Origin of the sequence: Methanobacterium sp., from assembly GCA_030017655.1 — an archaeon.
In the GTDB taxonomy this organism is placed as follows: domain Archaea; phylum Methanobacteriota; class Methanobacteria; order Methanobacteriales; family Methanobacteriaceae; genus Methanobacterium_D.
In genome coordinates this window covers 49,855-71,655 of sequence record JASEIM010000009.1, presented here as the reverse complement: position 1 = coordinate 71,655, position 21,801 = coordinate 49,855, and the positions used below count along the sequence as shown (strand labels likewise).

Genomic DNA, 21,801 nt, shown 5'->3' with positions numbered 1-21,801 from the left:
TTCAGGACATAGTGATTTGATGAAAAAGCTATTATGGTGGTTAATAGCGGGCATGAAGGGCGGAATTAACCGTGCTAGAATTATAAAAGCGCTGCATGAAAGGCCTTATAATGCTAATCAGCTTTCTGAAGAATTAAATCTTGATTATAAGACCATAAGACACCATATTAAAGTTTTAGAACAGAACAATTTAATTAAATCTACCGGAGGAAAATACGGAAAGATGTATTTTCTCTCCAGTGATATGGAAGAAAACTATGATGTATTCAGTAAGATTTGGGAACAAATCGGGGAAAAGTAAATATTAAACATAAGGAAAATTTAGTAGAGGGGAAAAATGATACAACGAATATTAGAAGCAGCACCACCCATGGCTAACAACAGACCAGAAGGCAGTAGTTTTGGGCCAAATGGTTTTCAAAACCCGCCAGAAATGAACTTTGTAGATATAGGAACATACATAGCCATTATAATCGGAGTTGCGAATATATGTTTATTGCTTGCATTACTCTCCATATATTTAAAAAATTACAAACAAATAAAATCTAAATTTACAACTGGCCTTTTAGTCTTTACTTCACTTCTTCTACTTCAAAATATGATAACCACATTATTTTTAGCCCTGAATGTTGTTTTTAACATTACTTCTCAAGGATTAGAGATTGGAAGGCCACAAACTCCGCTTTCTTCAGTCAATATAATCCAGTTTATCGCATTATTAATACTATTAAGGATAACCTGGGACTAATACTCTTCAAATTTTTTTTATAAATTAGAAAAAGGTTTAAGAAATTTTATAAACCTTTACATAATTTCCACTGTAAATTAGAGTTCCATAACCAGAATAGTCCTGTTTCATGCCATTTCCACCAGCATTAGATGGCATATTTCCGTTAAACACATTTTCAGGCGTCCTATTACCGTTTGGTGGAATGAAATTCCCTGAAGGGAGCGAACCTGATCTATTAAACATTTTTCTATTCCCTACGTCAGATGGTGGAGTCATATTGTTTTTAGTTGTATCATTGAAACCAACAGGCTTATTATTTGGTTTAGATCTTGAATTATCGAAACTCAATCCACCCAATGAGAACGAATAAGGAAATTCCATTCCTTTGTATTTTCAAACCATTTAACTGCAAAATACAATAAGAGCAGAAGGAGGAATACGCCAACAAGATTCTGCATAAAATCTCCGATCATGCCAAAGTAAAAGGAATTTACCGTTATCAAAAAAGCACTTAGAAACGCTGGAACCTTATATTCCACATTTAGTTTTTTGCTGAATATTTCTGTAAGGAAAAATGCAGGGAATGCCATTAAAGATCCTATAAGTGACATGCCAATTTTTATGCCAAGAAATGAATTTCCAGTTATCATTACAAACGGTGTTAGCATATAATAGGCAAATGGGGGATCGTTACTGGAAGTAAACCCTGTTTTAAGTATGTTTAAGACTTGTAGATCATAAAATGGGCCATCACGCCCGTATGATAAGTTGTAGTGAGTCAAAACATACATATCCAGCAAAAATGAGAATATGAATACTGTAAATAGCAACAAAAACCATGATTTTTCTTTTATAATTTTATTTATATTAGACATAATTTCATCCCGATTTGATTAATTTTCTTTAATTTAACTACATCATACTAAAAAGAAGAGCATATAAGAAAGTTTTCCCAAATTTGACCCTAAACATCCTAAAATTCATTATTTTTGAATAAAATCTCAATTTATCAGGCGAATGTTTAATTTAATAAATTAAAATACATTAAACACGAAAAAGCGTTTAATCTTTAAAATATGAAAAAATGATTTATTTATATTTAATTTATAACTCCAAAAGGAAAAATATAAAAGTTTAATGGGCACAATAAGCTTATTTAGATTTAAAATATATTAATATTAAAATTAAGATGGCAGAGGACGTAGATTATTTTTATTTCCATCCACAACTCTTATTTATAACATATTACTCTTCAATTTGGTAAAGATTTGGGTATAAATCTGGAATAATTACTTAAATATTGCGCACTTAATATTAAACAGCGGATGAAGGAGTAAACATCATTTAAAACTCTGAAAGTGTCTCAAGAGTGAAACCTTAATTAAGATTTAATAACAAATAATCCAGAGAAAACCCATTATTACCAATTAATTCTCCTGAGCTCGTTAATAGGATAATAAAACCTTAAAATTATATGCAGCTAAAAAAAGGATGTGATAATAATAAGATCAACATTATCCTAATATTACAGAGTAGGTGGGTACCTGTAATAAAATCACTTTTTGTATAAGTCTCTTAATTATCTCCTGGAGAAGTATAAATCTCGAAATCCCCCTTCCAAAGGAGATTAGTACTTATATGTGGCGGGATCTCCATTTATATGGAGAAAATCATGAATTTCATTAAAGACTATCACTTGAAAACGAGGACAATTATAGAATAATTACATTGTTCTATAATTGTGGGTGGGCGGGACCTCCCTATCTATTTTTTATTTAAAATCATTCTTTAAATTTATATATTCACAATAGATAGGATTATTCAAATACATTTTATTTTTGAAAATTTTATTTTAATATTTTTTTAAATATGACTAAATTGGTATAGATTTGGGTATAAATGGTAGTGATTTGGAAATAATTCTGGAAAAATTACTTAAATATAGCCCCCAAACAAAAAAATATGAATTTTAGTGGCTTAATTGTAAAAAACATACTCAGAAACAAATTTAGAAATTATTATGAGGAAAATGTGATTGCTTTAACGGCTTTAGTTAATTATCATAAAATTTCTTTTATACACAATTAAGTTTTATATTTAAAAATAAGCAATCCAAATACCATTTCAAATCAAAGGAGTGATATTCAAAAAATAAAAAAATAATCGTAGGGTGGTGGGCCCCTACAATATCCTTTAACATGTCGCTTAATTATCTCTATGATACGGTAAAATGCCCCTTTTCCCCTTTTTCATAGAAGATAGTGGGGGGTGACCTCCATTATAATAGTAGATAAAATCAATGAATCAACATTTATTGAATAATTCAGGGATTTAAACAGTTCCTTAACTCTACTGAGGATGTAAAAATCAAAAAAATAACATAAAGAAGTGAGATGATTAAAGATTTAATAAATGGAAACCACTGTTAATTGAAATATTTATTACAATAACATTTTATATTGCATCAGATGTTATATCAGGCCAAAGTTTCGTGATTCCCACTTTTTGCTGGCAGGAATAGCTGTTGGATTTATGGTTGGAGAAAATATAAAAAATGGATCTATTAATGGAATTAATTAGGAATAATAAGCGGATTAATAGTAAATGTAATCATGATAGCTATGATGTACCTTCAAGGATATGGAGAATATATGGGCAGCTTAATAATCACCATAACTATTTACATAATGCTTGAAATAGTCATGGTGCAGTTGGAGGAGTTTTCGGATCATTAGTAAAATCAGAATCCTTTAAAGATTAATTTTGAACTTATTTTAATTATTTCTATTTTAAATCTAAGATATAATTTGACATGACTGTTAATGGGCTAATAATTATATTCTAAAGAAATCAAATTTGGATTACAATTAAAATTTTATAGTGATTCATTATGAAAAAAGTGTTGTGGTGGCTGATTCTTGGTACAAGAGGGGGTGTAAATCGTGCCAAAATTATTAAAAAGTTAAATGAGCAACCTTACAATGCACATCAACTTGCAGAAACGTTAAATGTGAATTATAGGACTATCAGACACCACATTAAGATTTTAGAAGATAGCAATATAGTTAAATCTGCTGGAGAAAAGTATGGTAAAATGTATTTTCTCTCAGAAAGCATGGGAAAAAACTATAATGATTTTGAAACCATCTGGAAACAAGTGAAGATGAAAAATAAATAATAAGGGATTTATATGGCATTAGAACTATTTGGATATTCAGCAATTAAAATTGCAGTCATGGGAATAGAGATTGGAAATATTGTCCTTTTATTAGGATTACTGTATCTTTATATTAAAAGTTACAGGCAAATAAAAATTGGATTTACTGCAGGACTTATACTCTTTGCTTCATTACTTTTACTCAAAAGTATTCTCACTATTGGTTTTTTAACCTTTGATATTGATACATTAACAGACAGACATGGAAGACCTATAATTATAGGAAGTATTATAGAATTTATAGCGCTTGCTATACTTCTAAAAATAACTTGGGACTATTAAAAAATTTTTAATCCCCCGCCATATAATCCACAAAAATTGAATTTCCATTAATTTTTTGTATGATTAAAAACAATTTGTATATAATTTGTAACAAATTTGCAATTAATTTTGAAATAATTACTTAAATATTCCTTTTTAAAGGACATGATGGAATGATAGATTAATTATTCATTTAAGAGGAGATCTAATCATGAACTATATTGGATTGATTGTAAAAAATCCATTTAGAAATAAAACAAGAACTTCCCTTGCAATTATTGGAATTGCAATTGGAATTGCTACCATTGTAGCTTTAGGACTTATTACTGACGGACTTAAGGAATCTACAGAAAGTACTCTCAAAGCAGGGGGTGCTGAGATAACTGTAATTCAAGCAGGTACAGACGGTTTCATGTCAGGAAGTATTGATGAAGCATATGTAACAGATATAAGGAATGTAAGTGGTATTAAAGATACTACGGGAATTTTAAGAACAAATGTGCGCCTTGAAGAAGGTTCAAGTTCGAGTTTTGGACCAGGCGGATTTATAGTAAACGGTATAAACAGCGATAAGCTTAACCTGGTGGGAATAGACAGCATTAACGGAAAATCATTTTCAGATAGTGACGCGAACGAAATAATTATTGGTAAAACAGCTGCTCAAAACCTTAATAAGACTGTTGGAGATACAATCACCATTTTCAATAGGGATTTCAAAATTACAGGAATATATGAATCAGGAAATTTTATAACTGATGCTGGAGCTTACATTTCATTAAACAAGCTTCAAAACTTAACTAATAGTGAAAATGAAGTCACTACAATAGCAGTGAAAATAAATGATAATGCAAATGCCACAGAAGTAGGTAATGCAATTGAAAATGCATACCCAGACGAATTATCCACAACAACTGCCGCTGATCAGATGGGAAGGATAAATCAGGGTTTAAGTTTCATAGACACAGCCACATGGGCAATTTCACTCCTTGCAATCATTATTGGAGGAGTAGGAGTCATAAATACCATGATAATGTCTGTCTATGAGAGAACAAGAGAAATTGGAGTTTTAAAAGCAGTAGGCTGGAAGAGCAGAAGGATACTTGGAATGATTCTTGGAGAATCTATTGTGCTTACCCTGATTGCTGCATTAGTGGGAATAATAGTAGGTATCGTTGGTGTGGAAGTGCTTTTATCCATTACCCCCTCAACCCAGGGCATACTTGAACCTGCATACTCACTTGAACTTTTCATAAGGGCTTTGGGAATAGCATTACTTGTTGGAATAATTGGGGGAATTTATCCTGCTTACAGGGCAAGCAGATTAGCACCAACGGAGGCGTTGCGCTATGAATAACAGCGAAAACATCATTGAAATAAAGAATCTAAAAAAAAGTTATGATAATGGAACGGTAAAGGCATTGAATGGCATTGATCTTGAAATTAAAAAAGGAGAATTTGTTTCCATAATTGGACCTTCGGGTTCAGGAAAATCAACCCTCCTTAACATGATTGGCGCGCTGGATAAGGGAGATAAAGGATCAATAAACGTTGCAGGTATCGATTTAATGCATAAAAAAGATTTAAGCGAATTTAGAGCAAATGAAATTGGATTTGTATTCCAGTTGCATAATCTAATTCCAAATCTTACCGTGCTTGAAAATGTGCAAATTCCCATGTTTGAAACTCCAGTTTCAGGTAAAAAAATGAAAGAAAGAGCGCTGGAACTATTAAGATCGGTTGGGCTTGAAGATAAAATTAATCAAAAGCCTACAAAGCTTTCTGGAGGAGAGAGGCAGCGTGTAGCAATTGCAAGGGCGCTGGTAAATCATCCGTCCATTATCCTAGCTGATGAACCAACAGGAGCCTTAGATTCAAAGACTGGAGATATAATCTTAAGTCTTCTTAAAGATTTACACAAAAAAGAAAATGTAACCCTTGTTATGGTAACACATGAACCATATGTGGCCAATATGGCTGACAGGATTATAACTGTGCTTGATGGGAAAATTAAAGAAGAAAAAACAAATAATATTACAGAATAACTTGAAATTGGGTACTAATTCCCAATTATTTATTTTCTGGGCTGAAATTACTAATTTAATTATTTCACATCTAGATTAAAAATGTTAATTTTATTTAATTTATCTTTCAGATACCTAAATAACTCATAAAAGTAATCAGGTGAATTAATGAAAATTATACAATTTACAGCAGATGGAAAGGAAAAAACCGGGCTAATGGAAGAAATAGGTATTACAGAGCTTTCCTGTCCAGTTATAGAAGCAATTAATTCTTCAAATATTGAAAAGTTTAAGAAAGACAGAATTTACAATGTAGAAGATGTAAAGATAAATTCTCCTGTATCCCCATCTAAAGTAGTTTGTGTGGGCTTGAATTATAAAGATCATGCAAAAGAACTTAAAATGGAACTTCCAGATGAACCAGTTATATTTCTAAAACCACCTACTGCTGTAATAGGTCATTTAGATAGTATTATTTATCCAGATTGCTCAAATCAGGTTGATTATGAGGCAGAACTGGGAATTGTTATTTCAAAAGAAGCCAGAAATGTATCTGATGCCCGGGAGTTTATTGGAGGATATACTATCTTTAACGATGTTACAGCACGTGACTTGCAGAAGAAGGATATTCAATGGACACGTGCGAAGAGTTTTGATACATTTGCCCCTATTGGGCCGTGCATTGAAACTGAATTAGATTCTTCAAATCTCAACATATCATTAAAGCTTAATGGAGAATTTAAACAAAAATCAAACACGAAAAATATGATATTTAATGTTTATGAACTGGTTGAATTCGTTTCAAATATAATGACCCTTAAACCCGGTGATGTGATTGCAACAGGAACTCCTCCGGGCGTTGGACCAATGAATGTTGGAGATACTGTTGAAGCAGAGATTGAAGGGATTGGAGTTCTTAACAACTACATTAAAGAGTGAAATATACTTAACACTTCATAAATTTTATTTTTGCCCTATTAACTCTTCTACTTCTTTTTTACCTTCTTCAAGTTCTTTAACCTGTTCTTTATCTTCTTTTAAAAGCATGGTCATGAATTCGCCAGCATGGGTTTTTTCTTCCTTTGCAACGTCCATAAAGACCATTCTGATTTTTTCATCCTCTACAACAGATGCAAGCTCTTCATAGAGGTTTATAGCATCTAATTCTGCAATTACAGCTACTCGAAGAACTTCCTTGGTAATATCCTCTTCTCTAACCTTCTTCATATCAATGGGAATTTTTGACAGCATATATTATCACCAATTATAATATTTGTATGATATTTATTATATTTTATCATAAATATTAAAAAAGAGTTTTTTGGAAAAATAAATAATTAAAAATAAATTAAGAATTTAAAAAGAAAATAGAGCAAATAATTTACTCCATATAAATAGCGGGCTTGTAAGGTATTGCATTTTTTGATTTATTTTGTGGATCATAGGTTGGTTCATCATATACAACTACTTCAGCACCTACTTCACGTGAAAGGAAATCTAAAGAGTCCCTAATGATTGAATATTCATCAAGTTTACCCACATATTTCGTTTTTGTCACTTCTCTGGCTATTTTTTTTGCAAACTCAGCAATTTCTTTTTTATCATCGTGCAGATTCTGCTTTATTGATCTTCCCATAATTTGCCCAATATCAGGCCTTCCAATTTCCTTTGCAATTTCAAAGACTTTCCATTTCCAATCAGGAGAAATATAAACGTGTATTTTCTCTGGCTGAGTATCAATTATCTTTTTAATTTCGTTGATATCATTTGCAAGTCCCTGTACTATCTCTTCAGCTTTCTGGACTTTTTCATCAATTAAATCAGAATCATATTCCGGCCATTCAGCACATGAAACAAATCCATCCCCTTCAATCCTGCTCCACAGTTCTTCACACGTATGAGGTGTGAATGGAGCCATAAGACGAATCCAGTTGCTTAACACATAAATTAAAGTGTTTGATATTTCTTTTCTTTCTCCTTCAGGATCCTGTTCTATTCTGTGGAAGTAATGATCTAAGTCTTTTTTAAACAGGAATAATGCTTCCTGAAGCGCTTTTCTTGTCTGAAATCCTTCAAGTGCTTCAGTAGCATCTTTAATTCTCATATTGACCTGACTTAAAAGCCATTTGTTTACTGGCTTTTTAATTTCTCCTAATTCGAATGATTTTAAAGATATTGAAGAGCCTTTTATATCTACTATGCGGTCTGCAAACTCTGAAAACCATTCAAGACGTCTTTTAATTCCTTTTACTTCATTTTCTCTCCAGTCAAAATCCTGCCATGGTTCGGCTGATGCCATTAAAAATAGTCTTACAACGTCTGCACCATGGGTTTTTATGGCATCTTCAAGGAGTATGACATTTCCTTTTGAAGAGGACATTTTATTTCCCTCAAGAAGACCCATTCCAAATACTACAATTCCTTTAGGCCATTTATCTTCTGGGAATATTGCAGAGTGATGGAAAATATGGAATGAAAGGTGATTTCCAACAAGATCTTTAGCTGAAAGCCTCCAGTTTAGAGGGTACCAGTAATTGAACTCATTTTTAATGTCATTAAATAATTCATCATCAATACTACCGGAATAGTTACCTTTATCCAGATACACATCATCAAAGAATGAATCATCAAGATCATCAGGATTAATGTCTTTCATGTATTTTGCTATTGCATAATATGCCATGTAAATTGTGGAATCACTTAAAGGCTCTATTAGCCATTGTTTATCCCATGGAAGTTTTGTTCCAAGACCTATTCTTCTTGAACATGCCCAATCATCTAACCAGCCAATGTAATATTCGAAATTTGCCCTTACTTCCTGCGGTACTATATTTTCCTGTTCCAAGCAGTCCATTGCAAGCTTTTTCCATTTTTCATCCGAATATTTAAGGAACCACTGGTCTTCAAGGATCTTAACAACTGCTTTTGTCCCGCATCTGCAGATAACTGGTCTTTCTGCAAAATCATGCATTAGATCTCCCTTACCTGATTCAACAAGGTCATTTATAATTTCATCCCTTGCCTTCTGTACCGATAATCCATTATAATCTTCAATATGCTCAGAAATAATCCCTTTAGCATGTTCAAGTTTGTAAAGTTCATTTGTAGCATCTTTAAGTTTTTCATCCTGCTGGTTTTTTACACCAAATGTTTCAATGATTTCCTGGGCAGGAAATTTTCCAAATCCTTTTAAGGTTACAACATTAATCGGTATTATTTTTTGAACTTTTTCCTTTAATCCATACTTTTCAAGGAGTTCTTTGTTTTCTTTAAGGTCCTTAAGAGCAATATAATCTGCTGGAGCATGAGCTGGTACGGAATATACCACACCAGAAGCATATTCTGGATCTACAAATGATGCCGGCAGTATTATATGTTCTCCGCCTGTTACTGGGTTTTTTACATATTTACCTATCATTTCAGGCGTATTTACATCTTCTATTATTTTAATATCCTTTTTTTGATGAACAATATTATCATAAGCTTTTTTACTTATTATCCAGTTTTCACCATGGATATCAATTTTAATATACTCTTCGTCAGGATTAATCCACAGATTTGTAGCCCCAAATAGAGTTTCTGGACGGAATGTGGCTGCTACAAAGTAATAGCCATCCATTTCGAATTTAACGAGGGTTAATTCATTGATTCCTACTCCTTCACCTTCAAGAAGGTCATGATCTCCAACTGGATTTTCGCATCCTGGACAGTATTTTACTGGATGCTCTCCTTTACCTATAAAACCTTTGTTTTTAAGCTGTCTAAACTGCCATTCAATAAATTTTTGGTAATGAGGGTCTGTAGTTCTGAATTCTCTTCTCCAGTCAATTGAATAACCCAGATGCTGCATTACATCGTGATACTCACTGCTGAAATATTTAACAATATATTCCGGGTCTGTGAATTTTGATAATTCCTCTTCAGGCACTTTGTGGACATTTTTATAGATATCAAGAGTCCAATGGTCTTTTCTCGCAATTCTCTTTGCAATTCCAATTACTGGAGCTCCTGTTACGTGCCATCCCATAGGGAAAAGGACATTATATCCCTGCATTCGCTTAAAACGAGCATATACATCGGGTACTGTGTATGTTCTTCCATGTCCTATGTGCATTGCTCCGCTTGGATAAGGATAGGCCACTGTCAGAAAAATTTTTTCTCTGTTATCAGGATTAGATTCAAATAAACCTGAATCTGCCCATTTTTTCTGCCATTTAAGTTCTATATTATGATCTGTCAAATTAATCACCTTAAATATTCAGTTTTGTATTTCAGTAAATGATAATTTCTTTCAACCGCCAAAACAAATTTTTAGTCCATTAATTACTCTTTAGTATGTTAACTAAGTTCATTATCTAAATAATCCAAATAATCTTTAGATCCCTCTATTATTGGAATTGCCAAAATAGCAGGAGTTTCATAACTGTGAATTTCTTTTACTCTTTTTATAATCTTATCTATATTATCTGCTTTAGTTTTTGCAATGAGAAGGGACTCTTTATCATCTTCAATTTCTCCTTTCCACAAATAAATAGATTCAATAGAAGCTATAATATTTACACATGCAGCTAATTTTTCATTAACAAGCATATTTCCTATTTTTTTGGATTCTTCTTTTCCTGATGTGGTTATATAAACTAAAGCATACATAATAATCCCTCTTAACCATATAACTATACATTATCAAATTATTCTATTTATTATCTGATTTCTGCAATAGATGGAGATGATAACTTATGTTTTGATACTTCTACCCTGTTTTTTATCCTTAAAACTTCATCTTGAGGAATTTCAAGTATTTGTGCAATTTCTTCTGTGCTTAACTTTTCATCCATCATAAGATATAAAATTTTATCAAGTAGCTCATATTTTATCCCAAGTTCTTCCTCATCGGTTTGCCCTGCCCATAATCCTGCAGTTGGAGCTTTTTCAATTATATTTTTAGGAATGCCGAGGTAATTTGCAATTTTTTTCACATCTGTCTTGTATAGATCGCCGATTGGGAGAATATCTACTCCTCCATCACCGTATTTAGTGAAATAACCTATAAGAAGTTCGGTTCTATTACCTGTTCCTGCCACCAGCCGATTCATAGAATTTGAATGGTAATATAAGATCATCATCCGTATTCTAGCCTTTAAATTGCCATTTGCAAGTTCACTGTTGCTGCATTCTGGACATAATTGAGGAAAAGGTTTAATTAGCTCATCTATATGCAGAATCTTGTATTTTATTCCAAGCTTTTCTGCAACTACCATCGCATCTTCTATATCCTCAGAAGACGTGGTTTCACTTGGAAGTATAATTCCAAGTATTTTGTCTATTTCCACTACATTTGCACAAAGATAAGCAACAACCGATGAGTCAATTCCACCACTCAATCCTATAACAAGTCCTTCGGATTTTGATTCTTCTAATTTGCTTTTAATGAAGTTATATATTATTTCTACAGATTTTTGCTCATCTAATTCTGGAATTACTCTTTTATCTTCGTGCATTTTAACCACAATATATTGAAAATTTTTAAATTTTATTTATGACACATTTTATAATTAGATAGTTCTTTAAATAAGTCTGTTTTCATGAGTATGAAATTATAATAGAAAAAGTTTTTAAAAGATTCATGTATTATACAATAATAGACCCAGAAAAAATGGAGGATGAAAGGTGCCCAAGAGTATTAAGGACATTTTAATTGAAATGAAAAACATGTCGGAATTAATGGTGGATTTAGCATATTCTGCAATGCTTTTTAATAGTAAAGATGCTGCAGAAGAAGTTATAAAGCTTGAAAACAAAGTTAACCGGCTTAATTACCAAATAAAGAAAGAATCATTACTTGCAGCAAGAACTGTTGAAGATGCTGAAAAGTTAACTGCTCTTCTTGAAGTTGGTGAAGCTGCTGAAACAATAGCTGACTCAGCAAAAGATATTGCAGATCTTGTTTTAAGAGATATGAGGCCACATCCAGTATTTAAAATGGTTATGGAAGAATCAGACGAAACTATTAAAAGAATAACCATAGTTGAAGGTTCAGAATTAATAGGAAAATCCTTAGGAGAGTTATTACTCGCTACAAGAACAGGGATGACAGTTATAGCAATAAGAAGGAACGAATCATGGATATATGGCCCTGACAAAAACACCATTCTTGCAGCTGATGATACCCTTATAGCCAAAGGGAACGAAACTGGTGGAATCTTGCTTGAAAAGCTTGCAAAAAATGAAATAACACTTGAAGAATGTCTTGATTATGATGAAGTTATAGAAGACTAGAAAATTTAAAAAGAAAATCTGATTTTAGAAGCAAAATTTCATGAAATATCACCAAAGATTTCATGATATGTTAGAAAAATACTCATTTTTTGTTAAAATATTGGAAACTTTCCCAAACCTTTATAAATAATTAGAGTTATATCCTATTTTTTATAACCAAACAGGTGTTGGATAAAAAATGGATGATGTAGATTTAGCTATACTCCGTTCCTTAATTAAAAATTCAAGAATTACAATATCTCAAATGTCAAAAGAAATTGATGTACCTGATGCAACAATTTCTAACAGACTTAAAAAGTTAGAAGTTGACCTGATAAGACGTTACACAATGATACTTGACTGGCAGAAATTAGGTCTTAAAATAACATCTATAATCATTATTCAGACAGAGTCTGAAAAGCATGAATCAGTTAAAGAAGAACTCTCAAGACTTGAAGAAGTATCAGAAGTGTACAGTGTTTCAGGAGAATATGATATTCTTATTAAAGTCTGGGTTCCAGGAATTGAAGAACTTAATCATTTGATAAACACTAAAATACGCTCTATTGAGGGTGTTGAAGATTTAACTGAGATGATTGTAATGGAAAGGGTTAAAGAAGATGTTCCGGCACTGAAGGGGTTATAGATGAAAATGTTCACGAGTCAATTATTAAAAAGCAAAATAAATAGTGCATTAAGCCCAGTTAAGAGTTATTACTATAAACCAGCTAATATGCTAATTTCAAGGTGGTTAAGTGAAATGGATGGAGAAAATAGTGAAGAAGACCTGGAAATTTGTTCTTATCATTCTAAACTGGATGGTCAGATTAGCAGTCCTAGTGTCAAAAAGGTCTTTGAATGCTCTTTCAATACCATTTCGTATTACAGGTAAAATCACACGTTTTTTTAAGGACGTTTCAAGAGTTTTAGGAGAAGGATTCACAGCTCTCTTCATATGTAGTATTGGTGATTTAATAGCGGGTATAGTCCTAAGTGGAATGACTAATCAGCTTGAAATCCTTCCAGGACTACTTATTCTTATCCCTGGAGCAATCGGAATGAGAGGAAATATATTTGGGGCTTTAGGGTCACGATTAGGCTCAAATCTCCATATAGGTACGCTATCTCCAGAACTAAAACAATCAGATGTTCTAAATCAAAATATTATCTCTACAATCATTTTAACCATTATAATGTCTATCTTCCTTGCATTTATGGCTAAAATATTTTCCATTGTATTGGGTTTTGAAAGTATCAGCATAGTAGATTTTACAGTCATATCAGTGCTTGGAGGAATATTTTCTGGAGCACTGCTCTTACCTGCAACAATTTTAATCGCTATTAAAAGTTATGAAAACGGTTGGGACCCAGATAATGTAACCACTCCGTTAATAGCCACTTTTGGAGACCTTTTCACCCTTCCATCAATCCTTTTAGCCGTACAAATACTTTTGTGGATAAGAAACGGATTTTTTGAGGTAATATTATTTGCACTGTTTATTTCAATTGGAATTATTGGATTTATTGTAGGAATAAGGGGTGGAACTCACCTTAAAAAAATTATAAAACACAGCACACCCACACTTTTCTTATCTTCAATCTTTGGTACAACTGCAGGTACTATATTGAACACTAGTTTTTCAGTTATTTTGAATAATCCAAGTATTCTAGCACTGGTACCTTTGTTTTCAGGTGAAAGCGGAGACCTTGTAAGTATTCTTGGAGCAAGATTATCTTCAGGATTACATATTGGTTCAATAGAATCTACATTAAGACCTACTGAAGGTGCATTAAGAAACTTTGGAATAATTATAATTCTTGCAATAATTATTTATCCATTAATAGGATTTTTAGCTCATTTTGGAGCAGTTTCTCTAGGAATACCCTCAGTTGGGCTTAATAACATGGTTTTAATAAGTACATTAGCTGGATTATTGCTTACACCATTTATGCTGTTAATTGCATTCTATTTAAACATCTTTTCCTACAGAAGAGGTCTTGATCCAGATAATATAGTTATACCCTTATCTACAAGCATGACCGACCCTGTAGCAAATACATTCCTTGTAATTATGGTAATTTTAATATTAGGAACTGTAGTATAAAACAAGCTGTATATAATAATAAAAAGATTTAAAAAAATTAAAAATAAAATTATTTAGAAGCTGCTGCTTCTGATTCTCCGTAGAGGATTTCAGCAATGCCCTTAAGTTTATCCATACCCTTTACTTCTTCTGCTTGAAGAGGTATCTGAGCTATAAGTTGATTTCCAAACTTTTCATGGATTGTTTTAAGGCGTTGCTCCTGTATTTTACGCCTTGCAGCGCAGAATTCACAATCAGCTTCTTCAGGCTGAATCTGGTTAACAATAACCCCATCCGCAGTCATATTGAATTTTGCAAGGGCTTCCATCGCTCTTTCAGACTCATAAATTGACATTTCTTCTGGAATTACGACCATTTTAAAGGAAGTTCTTTCTGGATCTGCTAAAACCCCTCTCGCTGCTTTAATTTGCTTTTTAGTGGCTTCCATATCCTGTAAAGCACGATCTTCTTCTTCATCGCCCATAAATGGCATAATGTTTTTAAATGCTTTGGCCATGCTTCCAATCTGGCGCCTTACTTTTATCATCTTTCCCACCCATGAATCCATCATTTCAGGGAATGAAAGTAATCTTAAAGTGTGTCCAGTTGGAGCTGTGTCGAAAACAACAATATCGTACTCGTCAGTAGTCATGTACTGAAGAAACTTATCAAATGCGGCGGTTTCATCGATACCTGGAGCCATTGTGGCCATATCCATCTGATCCTGAAGCATTCCCATATCCATACCGGGATTTAAAGCCTGTTGTTCCTTCATTTTGGCTTGATAGTCTTGCATGGCAACTTCAGGGTCAATTTCAACTGCCTCAAGGTTTTCTGCTATTGGTGTTGGGTTGTGTCCTATGTTTTTTTCAAAAGAGTCTGAAAGTGAGTGAGCAGGGTCTGTAGAAATTACAAGGGTCTTTTTACCCTGTCTTGCAAACCATAACGCTGTGGCAGCAGATACAGTTGTTTTTCCAACTCCTCCTTTCCCTCCAATGAATACAAATGTTGTTTTTCCTTTGTTAAATTTAAAGAGATCTTTAAATGCCATTCTAATCCTCCATATTAACTATTGATAAATCAATCAAAATTAGATATTAATTATAGTTACATTATGTTCTTTTTATACTTTTCCACCTTTTTTCCTTGAAAAAAGGATGGATCAAAAAAGTCCTGCAAAACTTTGTTTTGCGGCCTAAAAAATCTTCGATTTTTTTTGTTGGCCTCTCTCAAAAAAAATTTTTCCGCTACGGATAGAAGAAAGCAAGTAAAATTCATCTGTTTTAATATTCGTAGATTTCAAAAAATTAATAGTACAAGCAATAGACATAACAAGTAAAAAAAATGAATGAAGTAATCTAGGATTTTATCCGGATCCTAAAAATATTAATACCAAACACTCAAAACAAAAAACCACGGGCCAGAATCCAAATACTTAATATCAACCATATCAGCAGCTGTTCCCTTAGGAACACTAACAACGTAACAGTCATAACTGTTACCAGGAGTTCCAGCAGTTCTTATATGCAGCCATAAATTCGCTTTTGAATCGTTGCCTAATATTTCTGTTAATTTATCATTTACAAGTATAGGGGCAGGGGCAAATGAATTTTCAGTGCTGTTATGTCCGTTTGCTTTATCTATTATCCATCTTGCAGAATTAACGACATTGCCATGTGTAATAATATAAAAATCGGATGAAAGAAGTTCTTCTCTGGTTATATTGAAATGCTTACATGCCCATTCGGGTTTGCCAGAAGAATTATTCCATTTGTGATTAGGATTAGCACATTCTTCCCCTGAAGCAATTTTATGAGTAATACTATAAATTACGACCTTTAAATGCATAAAATCTAAAAGAACTGTTCTATTTACCGCTGCAACTTCATAAACATCTGCAGGAGGCGTGCTGTTCATTATAGATATGGGGACAAAAGAATCATTTGAAGGATATAGCATCATGCTTGAATTAACTCCCCTTGGCAGAATTTGGCCGTAAATCATGTTGCCGTAATTTTCTTTTAATTTATTAATTTTATTTATTGAAATTGTGTTTGGAACGGGTTTACCTGTTTCAGGATCTCTTTTTGCAAGTCCGGGTACTGTATCCTGGTCAAAATTATGTGTTTCCCAATTTTCAGGAGATCCAGAAGATTTTACAAGAATATCAGCGGCATCTGTAGTTATTTTTTCAAGAAAAGTCCCTGATGAATAATCCTGCATTTTATAGCTTGCAATATCCATGGCATCTGCAGAGATCCCTATAATAACTGTTATTATCACAAATCCAAGCATTAAGTCCAGAGACAATGCTTGTCCATCATATTCGTAATTAAAGCCTTTATCTTTCATTAAATCACCCATATTTTGGTAACCCGTATTTCTGCCTGTGTCCATCATCTAAAAATAGCATATAGTGATTATTAGCTTCACAGTAATACTCTAATTCAGTTCCAAGATATGTGCTCTCATTAAAGATTACATGGTCACTGGAACAAGGAGCTTTAATTTGGCTTGAATTGGGAGATATTGGAGGTATTATGAAAGTTTCAATTCCATAATGAGAGCATGTTGCTTTACCTTCCAATTTGCACATGAAACATGACCCATCACTGCTTTCATGAAAATATTTATTGAATATGCAGTTTTTAAGTACAGTAAAGGAATTACCATTCCCATGACTTACATAAGGATCATAGGGACATTTTTTTATGAAGAGTGGGGAAGTAGAGCCATTATAAATCTCAGCATTTTCCAGTCCTCTGAAACTTAAGAAATCAGATAGACTTGAACCATAAACGATTAACCCATTATTATTATCACGTTTAGGGATTCCAAAAGCCTTTAGTTTTATAAAAGGCATAGGGTCAGGCACTTGCTTATCATTAATATCAATAAACTGGTTAATAGTTTCATTATGCGCAGTTTTACCCTTTTTAACGTGGATTTCAAATTTTATTTCAATTTTAAATGGATCTGGGGCTGAATCTACTTTTAAAATTGTACATGTTACTTCATCAGCGCCAATATTTTCGGCATAATTTTCAGTAAAATCATTTATTTTCGTCTGTAATGAATATTTAAGTGTCGATCTGCTGTCTGTTAATGGAATACCCGTTAAAGTAATGTTATCTGCAGTTTCTCTCAGAACGTCTGTTGCAATGATTGCTACATTCTTTTCTACATCATTTACTGCATAGAATGTGGTATCTGATTGTAATACTGCACTTACTGATTCTCCACCTGTTCGGCCCATATCTGCAAATGCGGCTATAATCAAAATTGCAGGAATCATGAGAAGAAAGGTAAATCCACTTAATACATAGCCCCTTTGATCCATAAAACTCATCTTAACTATTTTTTTCATTTAAATACGGATTTAAAAATCTTAAATTGGCCTAATTAACCATTTTCGTCATTTTACAGGTGACGAATTAATTACTTCCTTTAATTATAATATATGAATCAGTATATAAATTAATCAGTATTTGTATTATGGTATGTGGGCTCAAAATAACAAAATAAGAAGTTTAAAAGATTTATTTTAATAATACATAAGAAATGATATCATCATTTACCAAATAATTTAATTACAATTATGTCCAAACATGCAATATCTATAAATAGATCATAAAAAACATCTAAAATTTACAAGTTTAATTTTCATAATTAAATTGACCTAAAATTTTCATGAGAAATTTTATTTGAGGAGGAATTTAATGAAAGATATAGTAAGAGCGTGGCGCCATATTCCACAGCGATACAGTCTTATCGGATCAAAATGTTCACAGTGTGGAGCTATTTTTTTCCCAAAAAGAGTGATATGTCCTGAATGCAGGAGAAAGGGAAAATTAGAAGATATACAACTCAAGGGAGAGGGAAAGATCCACACATATTCTGTAATAAACACCCCTACTGAAGAATTTAAAACAATTGCCCCATATGTAGTGGCAATAGTTGAACTTGAAGAAGGGGCAAAAATAACAACCCAAATTGTCGATTGCAAACCAGAAGATGTTGAAATAGGCGATGAAGTTGAAATGGTCTTTAGAAAAATAAAAGAAGAAGGTGACGATGGAGTGATATCATATGGATACAAATTCAGACTCAAAAACTGCTAAAATAGGCGTTTTGCTCGTGGGACATGGAAGCAGATTGCCCTACGGAAAAGACGTGGTAAGCAAGCTCGGTGAAATGTACAGACAAAATTCAGATTATCTTGTAGAAGTAGGATTTATGAATATGTCCAAACCTTCAATCCCCGCAGCTATAAATATGCTTGCAAAACAGGGCGCACAAAAAATTATCGTTACACCAGTATTTTTAGCTCATGGAGTCCACACAAAACAGGACATTCCTCACATTCTTGGTATAGACAATGGCCATGAACATTCACACGGTCATGATCACGGCCACAGCCATCATGAAGATGAAGAAACCGAAGAAATTGAATTTGATGGTGATATTATCTATACTGAGCCTCTTGGCGCTGATCCAAGGCTCGTGGATATTATTGGTGACAGGGTGAAAAACGCCCTTTAATCATTTTATTTTTATTGGACATGTGGTTTTAAAATGCCCCTTAAAGTATCGGATATTGGGGAAAAAGAACTGATAAAAAGAATTCTTAAAAAAAGTACTAAAAATGTATTTAACTCTTCTTTTTTTGATAATCTATCACTTAAAAGCCTGAATGATGATGCAGCACTTATTAATTTTGGAGATCAATATTTAGTTGCAACTTCCGATATGCTCTTTAAATCTGCCCATTTTCCAAAGGAAATGAATCCCAAACAAATGGGTAAAAAAGCTGTAACTGTAAATGTGAGCGATTTAGCTGCAATGGGTGCTAAACCCCTAGGTATTATTATTTCATTAGGCCTGCCTAAAAACATGCTTGTTGATGAGTTCGATGAATTAATGGACGGGATCATCGAAGGCTGTTTAGAATATGAAATGATGCTTATTGGGGGGGATACAAACGAATCCCAAGAACTAACAATCTGTGGGGCATGTTTGGGCATTGTTAACAAAGATAATGTTTTAATGAAAAGTGGGGCTAGAGTTGGAGACATAGTGGCCGTTACAGGGCCTCTTGGACTTGCATCTGCAGGCTTTGAAATTTTATTTAATAATTTAGAACTTAGTTCTGATCTAAAAGAAATTCCACTAAAACACGCTTTGAACCCAGAAGCTAGATCTAAAGAAGGAGTTTTAATTGCAGAAAAAGGATATGCAACATCTGCAACAGACATAACAGACGGCCTTGCAAAAGAAATTGGAGAATTAATAGATGCAAATAGCGGTAAAATCGGGATAACCATTTATGAGGATCTTCTGCCAGTTCCAGAAGAAGTAATAAAAGTTGCAGAAAAGACTGATAAAGACCCGTTAGATTTAGTTCTTTATTATGGAGAAGATTTTGAACTCCTTTTAACCATTGATAAAAATATTTTTAATCAAATTAAAGATAAAATATCTCTTTATGAGATAGGGTGTGTTACATCATCTGGTAAAATCGTGAAGATTTCTAATGATGGGACAAAAAAGATATTAGAGCCACGTGGCTATGAACACCTGTCTAAAAAATAAAAATTCACTATTAAAACGTTTTTAAATTCGTTTTTCTTTTTATTTTGTATCAATAAACAATAATATAATATGAAAGTAGTTGACATTCAAGATTTTTGAGATGAAATGGACTCGAATGCCAACATTACTAATCTAGTTTCTTTCTATAAATAATTGTTTTATTAATTATCTAACTATTTTTATATCAAGTAAAACAATAATTATATAATGCAGTTCAAGTTGCTGAAGGATTAATTAGTCTTTCTAATGTTAAAAAGACATTTTACAAGCCAGTAATTATTTAAATTTTAAGGAGGAGGATTCCTTATGAAAAAAGAAGTCCTTACTTATGATAAAGTTGGAGAAAATTTAAATTGCAAGGTCTGTGAAAGAAAATGTATTATTAAAGAGGGAGATACAGGATTCTGCAGTATGAGGGCCAATATTGGAGGTAAACTCTGTGCTCTAAATTACGGTGCCGCTTCATCAGTTGCTGTTGACCCAATAGAAAAAAAGCCCCTTTTCCATTTTTATCCCGGTTCAACTGTTTTTTCCCTTGGATCTGTGGGCTGTAATTTCAGATGCAAACACTGTCAGAACTGGAATATATCCCAAGCAAATTTAGATGAGATTTCAACACGAGAAATACTTCCAGAGGAGGCTATACGCTTAACAAAACAGTATGGATGTAAATCAATAGCATGGACCTACAATGAACCCACAATATGGTTTGAATACACCTATGACAGTGCAAAATTAGCTAAAAAAGAACACATAGCAACGGTTTATGTAACAAATGGATATATGAGTGAAGAATCATTTGATCTTATCAAACCATATCTCGATGCTGCGAATATTGATCTAAAAGGCATGTCCGATAAATTCTATCGGGATCTATGTCAGGCCAGGCTTCAACCGGTTCTGGATAATATTAAGCGATTTTATGATAATGGAACCCATATAGAAATAACAAATTTAATTATACCTGGTTATAATGACTCTGAAGAAGATATAAAAGCTTTAGTAAAGTTTATGGTTGAAGAAACTGGTTTAGAAGTTCCATTACACTTTACAAGGTTTTTTCCATATTATGAACTGGGACAACTTCCACCTACACCAGTAGAATCTCTTAGAAGAGCATACAACATTGCTAAAGAAGCTGGAATGAAATATGTATATATTGGAAATGTTTCTACAGGTGGTGAAGAGAACACGTTATGTCCAGAGTGTGGAAAAGTCCTTATACAGAGAAATGGGTTTGAAATTGTTGATGATAAGCTTAAAGAAACTCGAAAATGTCCTACCTGTAAAGCACCCATAAACATTATAACATAATAATAAAAGAAGAAAACATTGCCCCAAAAGTCCAATACCTAAATCCAGATGGCCTAAATAAAAACCTCACTTTTTCAAATGTATTTATAACCTCCAAAGGTGTTAAAACTGTTTATATTGGAAAAAAGGATTCAATAAATGCTAAAGGCGAAATCATTGGTAAAGGAGACCTTAAGAAGCAGAAGAACAGGTTTTTAAGAATTTAAGGATTGCTCTAGGTGCTGCAGGGGCCTCATTCAAAAATGTAATTAAGTGAAACCTTTACATTGTAGAAGGAAATGATCCACGACCTGGTTTTGAGGTTTCTCAAAAAATATTGGATAAAAA

Annotated in this window: 24 protein-coding genes; 15 read left to right on the top strand and 9 right to left on the bottom strand. The window is 32.9% G+C overall.

Going from position 1 to position 21,801, the window contains the following annotated elements; genetic code table 11:
- The first annotated feature begins 19 nt into the window (after window positions 1–19).
- Together QMD61_05770 and QMD61_05765 are read left to right on the top strand one after the other, a co-directional pair.
- Window positions 20–301 carry a winged helix-turn-helix domain-containing protein gene (locus QMD61_05770; GenBank protein MDI6724137.1) on the top strand — a complete coding sequence of 94 codons (282 nt, stop codon included), beginning with the start codon at window positions 20–22 and terminating at the stop codon, window positions 299–301.
- A gap of 36 nt (window positions 302–337) precedes the next feature.
- Window positions 338–748 carry a hypothetical protein gene (locus QMD61_05765; protein ID MDI6724136.1) on the top strand — a complete coding sequence of 137 codons (411 nt, stop codon included), beginning with the start codon at window positions 338–340 and terminating at the stop codon, window positions 746–748.
- 36 nt (window positions 749–784) lie between these two features.
- On the opposite strand, the gene QMD61_05760 is transcribed toward QMD61_05765, so the two are convergent.
- Together QMD61_05760 and QMD61_05755 are read right to left on the bottom strand one after the other, a co-directional pair.
- The gene (locus tag QMD61_05760; protein ID MDI6724135.1) at window positions 785–1,078 is read right to left on the bottom strand and encodes a hypothetical protein; all 294 of its coding nucleotides are present in this window, start codon (window positions 1,076–1,078) and stop codon (window positions 785–787) included.
- Window positions 1,075–1,605, bottom strand: coding sequence for a glycosyltransferase family 39 protein (locus tag QMD61_05755; protein ID MDI6724134.1), 531 nt, complete (start codon window positions 1,603–1,605; stop codon window positions 1,075–1,077). The genes QMD61_05760 and QMD61_05755 overlap by 4 nt, the downstream gene beginning before the upstream one ends.
- A gap of 1,737 nt (window positions 1,606–3,342) precedes the next feature.
- Between QMD61_05755 and QMD61_05750 the strand changes: the two genes are divergently transcribed.
- The 6 genes from QMD61_05750 to QMD61_05725 all read left to right on the top strand — a co-directional run bounded on the left by QMD61_05750 (window position 3,343) and on the right by QMD61_05725 (window position 7,168).
- On the top strand, window positions 3,343–3,465 hold the full coding sequence (locus QMD61_05750) for a hypothetical protein (GenBank protein MDI6724133.1): 123 nt from the start codon (window positions 3,343–3,345) through the stop codon (window positions 3,463–3,465).
- A gap of 155 nt (window positions 3,466–3,620) precedes the next feature.
- Window positions 3,621–3,908 (top strand): winged helix-turn-helix domain-containing protein, encoded by a 288-nt coding sequence (locus QMD61_05745; GenBank protein MDI6724132.1) that lies wholly within the window; start codon window positions 3,621–3,623, stop codon window positions 3,906–3,908.
- A gap of 12 nt (window positions 3,909–3,920) precedes the next feature.
- The gene (locus QMD61_05740; protein MDI6724131.1) at window positions 3,921–4,229 is read left to right on the top strand and encodes a hypothetical protein; all 309 of its coding nucleotides are present in this window, start codon (window positions 3,921–3,923) and stop codon (window positions 4,227–4,229) included.
- A gap of 190 nt (window positions 4,230–4,419) precedes the next feature.
- Entirely contained in the window at window positions 4,420–5,562 is a 1,143-nt protein-coding gene (locus QMD61_05735; protein ID MDI6724130.1) for an ABC transporter permease, read from the top strand.
- Complete coding sequence (locus QMD61_05730) at window positions 5,555–6,250, top strand: ABC transporter ATP-binding protein (protein ID MDI6724129.1); 696 nt, start codon at window positions 5,555–5,557, stop codon at window positions 6,248–6,250. The genes QMD61_05735 and QMD61_05730 overlap by 8 nt, the downstream gene beginning before the upstream one ends.
- 147 nt (window positions 6,251–6,397) lie before the next feature.
- Complete coding sequence (locus QMD61_05725) at window positions 6,398–7,168, top strand: fumarylacetoacetate hydrolase family protein (protein ID MDI6724128.1); 771 nt, start codon at window positions 6,398–6,400, stop codon at window positions 7,166–7,168.
- Window positions 7,169–7,192: 24 nt separating this feature from the next.
- On the opposite strand, the gene QMD61_05720 is transcribed toward QMD61_05725, so the two are convergent.
- From QMD61_05720 to QMD61_05705, 4 genes are all read right to left on the bottom strand, one after another.
- Window positions 7,193–7,480 (bottom strand): ferritin family protein, encoded by a 288-nt coding sequence (locus tag QMD61_05720; GenBank protein MDI6724127.1) that lies wholly within the window; start codon window positions 7,478–7,480, stop codon window positions 7,193–7,195.
- 130 nt (window positions 7,481–7,610) lie between these two features.
- Window positions 7,611–10,469, bottom strand: a complete 2,859-nt coding sequence (gene leuS, locus QMD61_05715) for a leucine--tRNA ligase (protein MDI6724126.1) — start codon at window positions 10,467–10,469, stop codon at window positions 7,611–7,613.
- A gap of 98 nt (window positions 10,470–10,567) precedes the next feature.
- Complete coding sequence (cutA, locus tag QMD61_05710; protein MDI6724125.1) at window positions 10,568–10,879, bottom strand: divalent-cation tolerance protein CutA; 312 nt, start codon at window positions 10,877–10,879, stop codon at window positions 10,568–10,570.
- A gap of 50 nt (window positions 10,880–10,929) precedes the next feature.
- On the bottom strand, window positions 10,930–11,727 hold the full coding sequence (locus QMD61_05705) for an NAD+ synthase (protein ID MDI6724124.1): 798 nt from the start codon (window positions 11,725–11,727) through the stop codon (window positions 10,930–10,932).
- Window positions 11,728–11,896: 169 nt separating this feature from the next.
- On the opposite strand from QMD61_05705, the gene QMD61_05700 reads away from it, so the two are divergent.
- The 3 genes from QMD61_05700 (at window position 11,897) to QMD61_05690 (ending at window position 14,589) form a co-directional block, all read left to right on the top strand.
- Window positions 11,897–12,505, top strand: a complete 609-nt coding sequence (locus QMD61_05700) for a potassium channel family protein (GenBank protein MDI6724123.1) — start codon at window positions 11,897–11,899, stop codon at window positions 12,503–12,505.
- A gap of 178 nt (window positions 12,506–12,683) precedes the next feature.
- A complete protein-coding gene (locus QMD61_05695; GenBank protein ID MDI6724122.1) occupies window positions 12,684–13,130 on the top strand; it encodes an Lrp/AsnC family transcriptional regulator in 447 nt (148 codons plus the stop codon).
- Window positions 13,131–13,248: 118 nt separating this feature from the next.
- The gene (locus QMD61_05690; GenBank protein MDI6724121.1) at window positions 13,249–14,589 is read left to right on the top strand and encodes a magnesium transporter; all 1,341 of its coding nucleotides are present in this window, start codon (window positions 13,249–13,251) and stop codon (window positions 14,587–14,589) included.
- A gap of 49 nt (window positions 14,590–14,638) precedes the next feature.
- Here the strand turns inward: QMD61_05690 and QMD61_05685 are convergent, their stop codons facing one another.
- The 3 genes from QMD61_05685 to QMD61_05675 form a co-directional block, all read right to left on the bottom strand.
- Window positions 14,639–15,619, bottom strand: a complete 981-nt coding sequence (locus QMD61_05685; GenBank protein MDI6724120.1) for a TRC40/GET3/ArsA family transport-energizing ATPase — start codon at window positions 15,617–15,619, stop codon at window positions 14,639–14,641.
- A 335-nt stretch (window positions 15,620–15,954) separates the two neighbouring features.
- Window positions 15,955–16,920 carry a hypothetical protein gene (locus QMD61_05680; GenBank protein ID MDI6724119.1) on the bottom strand — a complete coding sequence of 322 codons (966 nt, stop codon included), beginning with the start codon at window positions 16,918–16,920 and terminating at the stop codon, window positions 15,955–15,957.
- Window positions 16,921–16,924: 4 nt separating this feature from the next.
- Window positions 16,925–17,908 carry a hypothetical protein gene (locus QMD61_05675; GenBank protein ID MDI6724118.1) on the bottom strand — a complete coding sequence of 328 codons (984 nt, stop codon included), beginning with the start codon at window positions 17,906–17,908 and terminating at the stop codon, window positions 16,925–16,927.
- Between the two features lie 379 nt (window positions 17,909–18,287).
- Here QMD61_05675 and QMD61_05670 point away from each other — a divergent pair, with 379 nt between their 5' ends.
- From QMD61_05670 to amrS, 4 genes are all read left to right on the top strand, one after another.
- A complete protein-coding gene (locus tag QMD61_05670) occupies window positions 18,288–18,689 on the top strand; it encodes a Zn-ribbon domain-containing OB-fold protein (GenBank protein ID MDI6724117.1) in 402 nt (133 codons plus the stop codon).
- Window positions 18,658–19,110: a sirohydrochlorin nickelochelatase gene (gene cfbA / locus QMD61_05665; protein ID MDI6724116.1), complete on the top strand. Its 453-nt coding sequence runs from the start codon at window positions 18,658–18,660 to the stop codon at window positions 19,108–19,110. Before QMD61_05670 ends, cfbA begins: the two co-directional genes overlap by 32 nt.
- A 33-nt stretch (window positions 19,111–19,143) precedes the next feature.
- Window positions 19,144–20,160 carry a thiamine-phosphate kinase gene (gene thiL, locus QMD61_05660; protein MDI6724115.1) on the top strand — a complete coding sequence of 339 codons (1,017 nt, stop codon included), beginning with the start codon at window positions 19,144–19,146 and terminating at the stop codon, window positions 20,158–20,160.
- A 306-nt stretch (window positions 20,161–20,466) separates the two neighbouring features.
- A complete protein-coding gene (gene amrS / locus QMD61_05655; protein ID MDI6724114.1) occupies window positions 20,467–21,474 on the top strand; it encodes an AmmeMemoRadiSam system radical SAM enzyme in 1,008 nt (335 codons plus the stop codon).
- The last annotated feature ends 327 nt before the right edge of the window (window positions 21,475–21,801 follow it).

Bases quoted from the DNA above. Each gene is read 5' to 3' on its own strand.
- QMD61_05770 (MDI6724137.1), top strand. From the start codon at position 20: ATGAAAAAGCTATTATGGTGGTTAATAGCGGGCATGAAGGGCGGAATT.
- QMD61_05765 (MDI6724136.1), top strand. From the start codon at position 338: ATGATACAACGAATATTAGAAGCAGCACCACCCATGGCTAACAACAGA.
- QMD61_05755 (MDI6724134.1), bottom strand. From the start codon at position 1,605: ATGTCTAATATAAATAAAATTATAAAAGAAAAATCATGGTTTTTGTTG.
- QMD61_05750 (MDI6724133.1), top strand. From the start codon at position 3,343: ATGATAGCTATGATGTACCTTCAAGGATATGGAGAATATATGGGCAGC.
- QMD61_05745 (MDI6724132.1), top strand. From the start codon at position 3,621: ATGAAAAAAGTGTTGTGGTGGCTGATTCTTGGTACAAGAGGGGGTGTA.
- QMD61_05740 (MDI6724131.1), top strand. From the start codon at position 3,921: ATGGCATTAGAACTATTTGGATATTCAGCAATTAAAATTGCAGTCATG.
- QMD61_05735 (MDI6724130.1), top strand. From the start codon at position 4,420: ATGAACTATATTGGATTGATTGTAAAAAATCCATTTAGAAATAAAACA.
- QMD61_05730 (MDI6724129.1), top strand. From the start codon at position 5,555: ATGAATAACAGCGAAAACATCATTGAAATAAAGAATCTAAAAAAAAGT.
- QMD61_05725 (MDI6724128.1), top strand. From the start codon at position 6,398: ATGAAAATTATACAATTTACAGCAGATGGAAAGGAAAAAACCGGGCTA.
- QMD61_05720 (MDI6724127.1), bottom strand. From the start codon at position 7,480: ATGCTGTCAAAAATTCCCATTGATATGAAGAAGGTTAGAGAAGAGGAT.
- cutA (MDI6724125.1), bottom strand. From the start codon at position 10,879: ATGTATGCTTTAGTTTATATAACCACATCAGGAAAAGAAGAATCCAAA.
- QMD61_05705 (MDI6724124.1), bottom strand. From the start codon at position 11,727: ATGCACGAAGATAAAAGAGTAATTCCAGAATTAGATGAGCAAAAATCT.
- QMD61_05695 (MDI6724122.1), top strand. From the start codon at position 12,684: ATGGATGATGTAGATTTAGCTATACTCCGTTCCTTAATTAAAAATTCA.
- QMD61_05690 (MDI6724121.1), top strand. From the start codon at position 13,249: ATGGAGAAAATAGTGAAGAAGACCTGGAAATTTGTTCTTATCATTCTA.
- QMD61_05685 (MDI6724120.1), bottom strand. From the start codon at position 15,619: ATGGCATTTAAAGATCTCTTTAAATTTAACAAAGGAAAAACAACATTT.
- QMD61_05680 (MDI6724119.1), bottom strand. From the start codon at position 16,920: ATGAAAGATAAAGGCTTTAATTACGAATATGATGGACAAGCATTGTCT.
- QMD61_05675 (MDI6724118.1), bottom strand. From the start codon at position 17,908: ATGGATCAAAGGGGCTATGTATTAAGTGGATTTACCTTTCTTCTCATG.
- QMD61_05670 (MDI6724117.1), top strand. From the start codon at position 18,288: ATGAAAGATATAGTAAGAGCGTGGCGCCATATTCCACAGCGATACAGT.
- cfbA (MDI6724116.1), top strand. From the start codon at position 18,658: ATGGATACAAATTCAGACTCAAAAACTGCTAAAATAGGCGTTTTGCTC.
- thiL (MDI6724115.1), top strand. From the start codon at position 19,144: ATGCCCCTTAAAGTATCGGATATTGGGGAAAAAGAACTGATAAAAAGA.
- amrS (MDI6724114.1), top strand. From the start codon at position 20,467: ATGAAAAAAGAAGTCCTTACTTATGATAAAGTTGGAGAAAATTTAAAT.